Source organism: Streptomyces sp. RP5T (assembly GCF_003933965.1).
Classification (GTDB): Bacteria; Actinomycetota; Actinomycetes; order Streptomycetales; family Streptomycetaceae; genus Streptomyces.
The window spans coordinates 1-6,560 of sequence record NZ_RSAJ01000468.1; the positions used below are offsets into that span (position 1 = coordinate 1).

The 6,560-nt window shown below is 74.1% G+C and carries 5 protein-coding genes and 1 pseudogene; 2 read left to right on the forward strand and 4 right to left on the reverse strand.

Annotated elements, in window-relative coordinates; genetic code table 11:
• Nucleotides 1–174 (reverse strand): annotated as a pseudogene (locus tag EHS43_RS48275) (flavoprotein oxidoreductase); the annotation flags it as partial.
• 27 nt (nucleotides 175–201) lie between these two features.
• Nucleotides 202–1,236 (reverse strand): DUF4349 domain-containing protein, encoded by a 1,035-nt coding sequence (locus EHS43_RS33600; RefSeq protein WP_125194431.1) that lies wholly within the window; start codon nucleotides 1,234–1,236, stop codon nucleotides 202–204.
• Between the two features lie 157 nt (nucleotides 1,237–1,393).
• Between EHS43_RS33600 and hemG the strand changes: the two genes are divergently transcribed.
• Together hemG and hemQ are read left to right on the forward strand one after the other, a co-directional pair.
• On the forward strand, nucleotides 1,394–2,833 hold the full coding sequence (hemG, locus tag EHS43_RS33605; RefSeq protein ID WP_125194432.1) for a protoporphyrinogen oxidase: 1,440 nt from the start codon (nucleotides 1,394–1,396) through the stop codon (nucleotides 2,831–2,833).
• Nucleotides 2,834–2,837: 4 nt separating this feature from the next.
• The gene (hemQ, locus tag EHS43_RS33610) at nucleotides 2,838–3,569 is read left to right on the forward strand and encodes a hydrogen peroxide-dependent heme synthase (protein ID WP_007385408.1); all 732 of its coding nucleotides are present in this window, start codon (nucleotides 2,838–2,840) and stop codon (nucleotides 3,567–3,569) included.
• On the opposite strand, the gene EHS43_RS33615 is transcribed toward hemQ, so the two are convergent.
• Together EHS43_RS33615 and EHS43_RS33625 are read right to left on the reverse strand one after the other, a co-directional pair.
• Nucleotides 3,570–5,186: an alpha/beta hydrolase gene (locus EHS43_RS33615; RefSeq protein ID WP_125194433.1), complete on the reverse strand. Its 1,617-nt coding sequence runs from the start codon at nucleotides 5,184–5,186 to the stop codon at nucleotides 3,570–3,572.
• Nucleotides 5,187–5,554: 368 nt separating this feature from the next.
• Nucleotides 5,555–6,370 (reverse strand): TIGR04222 domain-containing membrane protein, encoded by an 816-nt coding sequence (locus tag EHS43_RS33625; protein ID WP_125194434.1) that lies wholly within the window; start codon nucleotides 6,368–6,370, stop codon nucleotides 5,555–5,557.
• Nucleotides 6,371–6,560: the final 190 nt, after the last annotated feature.

Genomic DNA, 6,560 nt, shown 5'->3' on the forward strand with positions numbered 1-6,560 from the left:
GTACGGGATGCCGCACGCCGAGTAGGAGGTGAAGTGGCCCCGCTCGAACGCCACGATCTCCAGTTCGTCGGCATCTCTCATCCGGCGGGCCTGCGACGCCGCGGACATCCCCGCGGCGTCACCGCCGATCACGACCAGACGTTCCCTCGTGCCCTGCGTACGGCTCATGTTCATGCGAACACGCTACGAGGGCGGGGCATTTCAGTCCTGCTCGCCCCGCTCCCGCGCGCTTGCGGCCCCGCCCGCGCCCGGGCCCTGCGGGCGCCCCGGGTCCGGGACGGGACGCGCCACCGGCAGCGGGCCCAGCGCGGTCGAGGCACCCGCGGGGGCCGGCCGGCGCGGCAGCCGGGGCCGGACCAGCCGCAGCCACACCAGCGCGACCAGCGCGAGCCCCACCAGGAACGGCAGCACCGCGGCCAGTGCCATCACGATCCAGCGCAGCATGGTCATGAACGCGTCCCAGCCGCCCGCGAGCGCGTCGACGACGCCGGGGTCGTCGTCCGCCTCGGCCCTGATGACCGGCGACTCCGACAGGGAGAGGGTGATGGTCGCCAGGCTCGTACGGTCCTTCAGGGTGGCCTGACGGGCCAGCAGTGACTCCAGATCGGCCTGGCGGCTGCTCAGTTCGCCCTCCAGGGTCACCACGTCGCTCAGCCTGGTCGCCTTGTCCATCAGCTCCCGGATCCGAGCCACGCTCGCCCGCTGCGTGGCGATCCGGCTCTGCACGTCGACGACCTGGTCGGTGACGTCCTGCGCGTTCGCGGTGCGCTCCAGGAGCTTGCCCGCGCCCTCCAGGTCGGCGAGCACCTCGTCGTACTTCTCGACGGGCACCCGCAGCACCACCTCCGTCCGCTCCCGGCCCTCCTCGTCGCGGGAGGTGGCCTCCCTGCCGACGAACCCGCCCGCGTTCTCGGTGGTGGTGCGGGCCGCGGCGAGCGCCTTCGGCACGCTCTTGACCCGCACGGTCAGCGCGGCGGTGCGGATGACGTGGTTCGCGGCGGGATTCGGCGCGGCGGTGGCCTGCTTGCCGCCGGCGGCGGTCTCGGCCCCGGCTGCGCCCTTGCTGTCGGCCTGCGCGCCGGCCCGGTCCTCCTGGGCGAGGCTGCCGCTGTCGCCGTCACCGCCGCCGGCCCCGCTGCACCCGGTCAGCGCCAGGGCCGCGGCCAGCAGCAGCCCGGCCAGGGCCCGGACGGGCCGTGCCGAACTCCGTGAACGGCGTGTACGTGGTGTGCGCATGGGTGTCCCCCCGGGGGTCGTGAACAACTGACGCTCCTTCGACGCCGCAGGGGACACGAACGTTGGACCCGTGCGGTCCCGATGCGGTCACGGTCAGGACTCGTGCGGGACACCGGGCCGCCGGTGGACTGTCGGCGGGGTCTGAGAGGCTGAACCCATGAGCGGATCACAGGTGGTCGTCGTAGGAGCCGGCATCGCGGGACTGGCCGCGGCCCACCGGCTGGTGCGGAGCGGTGCGCGCGTCACCGTCCTGGAGGCGTCGGACCGGGTCGGCGGCAAGCTGCTGCCCGGCGAGATCGCGGGCGCGCGCGTGGACCTCGGCGCCGAGTCGATGCTGGCCCGCAGGCCGGAGGCGGTGACCCTCGCGCGCGAGGCCGGCCTCGGCGACCGCCTCCAGCCGCCGGCCACCGCGACCGCCTCGATCTGGACCCGGGGTGCGCTGCGCCCCATGCCCAAGGGCCACGTCATGGGCGTCCCCGGCACCGCCGAGGCGCTCGCGGGCGTGCTGTCCGAGGAGGGCCTCGCCCGCATCGCGCAGGACGCCGAACTGCCCCGCACGGAGGTCGGCGACGACGTGGCCGTCGGTGAGTTCGTGGCGGCGCGCCTGGGCCGCGAGGTCGTCGACCGCCTCGTCGAGCCCCTGCTGGGCGGGGTGTACGCGGGCGACGCCTACCGCATCTCGATGCGCTCGGCGGTTCCGCAGCTCTTCCAGGTCGCGCGGACCCACACCTCGCTCACCGAGGGCGTCCGCGAGATCCAGGCGAGGATGGCCGCCACCCAGCAGACCGGGCCCGTGTTCACGGGCATCGAGGGCGGCGTGGGCACCCTCCCGCTCGCCGTCGCCGACGCGGTCCGAGCGCAGGGCGGCGAGATCGTCACCGGCGCCCCGGTGAGCGAGCTGCGCCGCGAGGCGTCCGGCGGCTGGCGGGTCGTCGCCGGGGACCGGGTCCTGCACGCCGACGCGGTGATCGTCGCCGTCCCCGCCCCGGCCGCGGCGCGACTGCTGCGCACCGAGGCACCCGAGGCCGCCACCGAGCTCGACACCGTGGAGTACGCCTCCATGGCCCTGATCACGCTCGCCTACCGCCGCTCCGACACCGCCCTGCCCGAAGGCAGCGGTTTTCTGGTCCCGCCGGTCGACGGCCGCACCATCAAGGCGTCCACGTTCGCCTCCCAGAAGTGGGGCTGGATCGCCGAGGAGAACCCTGACGTCGTCGTCCTGCGCACCTCCGTCGGCCGGCACGGCGAGACCGAGATCCTGGAGCGCGACGACGCCGACCTGGTGGACGTCTCCCGCCACGACCTCAGGGCGGCCACCGGTCTGGACGCCGCCCCCCTCGAAACCCGCGTCACCCGCTGGACCGACGGCCTTCCCCAGTACCCCGTCGGCCACCACGCGCGCGTGGCCCGCGTCCGTGAGCACGTCGCCAAGCTCCCCGGCCTCGCGGTGTGCGGCGCGCAGTACGACGGCGTCGGCATCCCGGCCTGCATCGCGAGCGCCCACGCGGCCGTGGACCAGATCCGGGGCGACCTCACCGCCGTGCGGGAGCTCACGGCCAACCCGGTGCAGAGCCTGCACGGCGGAGCGGGAGAATAGGGCCATGAGCAACGACGCCCCCACCCCCGAGTCCGGCAGGGTCCCGAACAAGGGCAAGCTGGCCAAGGACCTCAACGAGGTCATCCGTTACACGCTCTGGTCCGTCTTCCGGCTGAAGGACGTGCTGCCCGAGGACCGCACCGGCTACGCCGACGAGGTCCAGGAGCTGTTCGACCAGCTCGCCGCCAAGGACGTCACGATCCGCGGCACCTACGACGTCTCCGGGCTGCGCGCCGACGCCGACGTCATGATCTGGTGGCACGCGGAGACCAGCGACCAGCTCCAGGAGGCGTACAACCTCTTCCGCCGCACGAAGCTGGGCCGCGCCCTGGAGCCGGTCTGGTCGAACATGGCGCTGCACCGCCCCGCCGAGTTCAACCGCTCGCACATCCCGGCGTTCCTGGCCGACGAGAACCCCCGGGACTACGTCAGCGTCTACCCGTTCGTGCGCTCGTACGACTGGTACCTGCTGCCCGACGAGGACCGCCGTCGCATGCTCGCCGACCACGGCAAGATGGCCCGCGGCTACCCCGACGTCCGCGCCAACACGGTCGCCTCGTTCTCGCTGGGCGACTACGAGTGGATCCTGGCGTTCGAGGCCGACGAGCTCTACCGCATCGTCGACCTCATGCGCCACCTGCGGGCGTCGGAGGCCCGGATGCACGTCCGCGAGGAGGTCCCGTTTTACACGGGCCGCCGTAAGGACCTCGGCGACCTCGTGGCGGGTCTCGCCTGATCAGCGGGTCGGTGTGCCGGCCGCCTTCCGGGAGGCGGCCGTCGCCTTCGGCTCCGGCTCGGGGTGCGGGGCGCACGCGGCGCGCCGCACCGGCAGGCGGCCCTCCAGCAGGTAGGCGTCCAGGTATCCGTTGACGCAGGGGTTGGGGCCGCCCGCGATGCCGTGCGTGCCCGCGTCCCGCTCGGTCACCAGCACCGAGCCGGACAGCCGCCGGTGCAGCTCCAGGGCGCCGTCGTACGGAGCGGCCGCGTCCCGCTCGGCGGCCAGGATCAGCGTCGGGGGCAGCTCACCGGGCCCGGTCCGCACGTCCAGCGGCTCCTGCCGGGCCGCGGGCCAGTACGCGCAGGGCAGGTTCATCCACACGTTGTCCCATGTCTCGAACGGTGCCACCCGCGCCAGCCGGGTGTTGTCCCGGTCCCACACCTTCCAGTCCGTCGGCCAGGGCGCGTCGTTGCACTCGACGGCGGTGTAGACCGCGCTGGAGTTCTCCGCCTCCTTCGCCGCCTCCTGATGCGGACCCGCCTGCTGGATCAGCGGCTTGGGATCACCCTTGAGATACGCCGACAGGGCGCGCGCCCGGTGCGGCCACACGTCGTCGTAGTACCCGGCGGACAGGAACGCCCCCTGAAGCTGACCGGGCCCGACCTTCCCGCCGGCCGGTTCGGCGGACAGCCGCGCCGCGGCCCGGTCGTAGCTGCGCAGCACCTCCTCGGGCGTGGTGCCGAGCCCGTACACGTCGTCGTGCCGGGCGACCCACTCCCTGAAGTCCGCCCAGCGCCCCTCGAAGGCGGCCGACTGGTCCAGGTTGTTGCGGTACCACACCTGCTCCGGCGCCGGGTTCACCGCCGCGTCGAACACCATCCGCCGCACGTGGGAGGGGAACAGCGCCGCGTACAGCGCGCCGAAGTAGGTCCCGTACGACGCCCCCATGAACGTCAGCCTCTGCTCGCCCAGCGCGGCCCGCAGGACGTCGAGGTCCCGGGCGTTGTTCAGGGAGGTGTAGTGCGGCAGAGCCGCGCCCGCCCGCCTCGCGCACCCGCGCGCGTACGCCTTCGCCTGCGCGATGCGTTCCTTCTTGTACGACGGCGAGGGGTGCGTGGGCGCCTGCGTGGGCGCCTTGAAGAACTGCTTCGGGTCCGTGCAGGACAGCGGCGCCGAACGGCCCACCCCGCGCGGGGCGTAGCCGACCAGGTCGTAGGCCGCCGCGAGCCGCTTCCACTCGGGCAGCGCGCCGATCAGCGGGAAGTACATGCCGGAGCCGCCCGGCCCGCCCGGGTTGTAGACCAGGGCGCCCTGCCGGGGCACCCGGCGCTTGCTGTTGTGCGGGTCCTTCTGGGTGGCCCGCACCCGGCTGACGGTCAGTCTGATCTGCCGGCCGTCGGGACGCGCGTAGTCGAGCGGGACGGACACCGTGCCGCACTGGACGCCGTCGGGGAGGTCCTCCGCCGCGGGGCAGGCGCCGAAGCGGACGCCGGCCGCCCCGGCGCGCGCGGCGGCGACCGCGGTGCCGCGGAGTTCCGCCGCGCCCGGGGCGGCGGGGGCGCCCCCGGCCGGTGCGGCGGCGAGCGTGGTCAGGAGCAAGGATCCGGCGGCCGTGAAGAGGGCGGGAGCTCTCATCGGTGTCCCTTCGGTGCGCGGCAGCGACAAAAGGGATGTTTGGTTCGGCCGTGAGGGAAGGCAAGCACCGCCCCGCCGGTGTCGGCCCCAATGCCTCCGTGCGCCCCCGGGCGTGCTCAGTCGCGCCGGTGCGGCGGGCGGTGCTGCTAGGGCGTGTTGCGAAAGTCCCGCCTGCCTCGCGACGCCATGCACGCGCCCCCATCCTCGAACCTGCTGCGCAGGGCTCGGACGGGGGGACCCCCTTCGCCGCACCAGGCGAAAGCCCAAGTACATCCAGTACGAGGGCTTCCGCCCGGCACGCCGAGAGCACGCACCTGACGCCGCGAGGCCCGCCCTTCGGGCGAACGACGGGACTTTCGCAACACGCCCTAGCCGTCTCCGCCGGGTCGCTCTCCCCGCCGTTCCTCGTGGGCCGGGCCGTGGTGCTGCGGCTCGCGGTGGGCGAAGGCCGCGCGCAGATCCGGTTCGCCGACCGCCCTGAGGCCGCGCACGGCGACCGAGGTCAGATAGGTCCGCTCGTCGGTGCCGCCGGGGCGCCGGGTCAGGGCGCCGAGCAGCCGCTGGCCCGCCGGGGAGGCCCAGCGCGAGTACGGGTGGACCTCCACCCGTGCGATGGCCAGACAGCTCAGGGTCAGGGCGAGCGGCAGCGCGAACCAGAGTACGACCAGGTGCCGCGGCATCTGGGAGGGGACGGGCGCCAGCAGCGCGACCGCGCCCAGCGCGACGACGGCCGCCGAGGCCAGCCGCACCTGGCGGACTGCCTCCGCGACCCCGGAGCGGGTGCCGTGGGGCACGGCGAGGCCCGCGTCGACGAGCCGGTCGGCGAGACCGCGCACCGCGTCCGCGGACGCCGCGTCCGCGCGCACCGGAGCGATCCGGGACTGGCCCTCCGGCCCGATGGCCCCGATGACCGTGCGCTCCATCTCGTCCCGGCCGTGCGGATCGACGACGGTCGCCCAACCGGTGTGGGCCAGCAGCAGCCGCCGCTGCCGCGCCATGGAGACGAGCGTCAGATCGGCGACCCGCCGCGGTCCGCCGGACAGGAACGCGGCCTCGTACAGCGTCAGATCGTGTCCCCGGGCATCGGAGTCCGCGGCCGCCGCGTGCACGGCGGCCAGGCACAGCCGCGTACACGCGATACCGGCGGCGGCCCAGGCCGGCAGCAGAAGAAGCACCCAGAACATGCCGCGTTTCTATGCCAAGGGCTCCTGGCGGCGCCATGGGCTGTTCACGATCCGGACGGAGTGTTGTCGGTGTGTGACGTTCCGTTTGTCCGAAAGCGCACTGCGGCCGCTAGGACGGCACGGGAACCGAGGGCGGACTGGAGGCCGCCGGGGGAAGGCTGAAGGTCGTGCCGTACGGGGACGGGGTGAC

What these genes read in the sequence shown, in the direction of transcription:
- EHS43_RS33600 (WP_125194431.1), bottom strand. Translation starts at nt 1,236, where the DNA reads ATGCGCACACCACGTACACGCCGTTCACGGAGTTCGGCACGGCCCGTC.
- hemG (WP_125194432.1), top strand. Translation starts at nt 1,394, where the DNA reads ATGAGCGGATCACAGGTGGTCGTCGTAGGAGCCGGCATCGCGGGACTG.
- hemQ (WP_007385408.1), top strand. Translation starts at nt 2,838, where the DNA reads ATGAGCAACGACGCCCCCACCCCCGAGTCCGGCAGGGTCCCGAACAAG.
- EHS43_RS33615 (WP_125194433.1), bottom strand. Translation starts at nt 5,186, where the DNA reads ATGAGAGCTCCCGCCCTCTTCACGGCCGCCGGATCCTTGCTCCTGACC.
- EHS43_RS33625 (WP_125194434.1), bottom strand. Translation starts at nt 6,370, where the DNA reads ATGTTCTGGGTGCTTCTTCTGCTGCCGGCCTGGGCCGCCGCCGGTATC.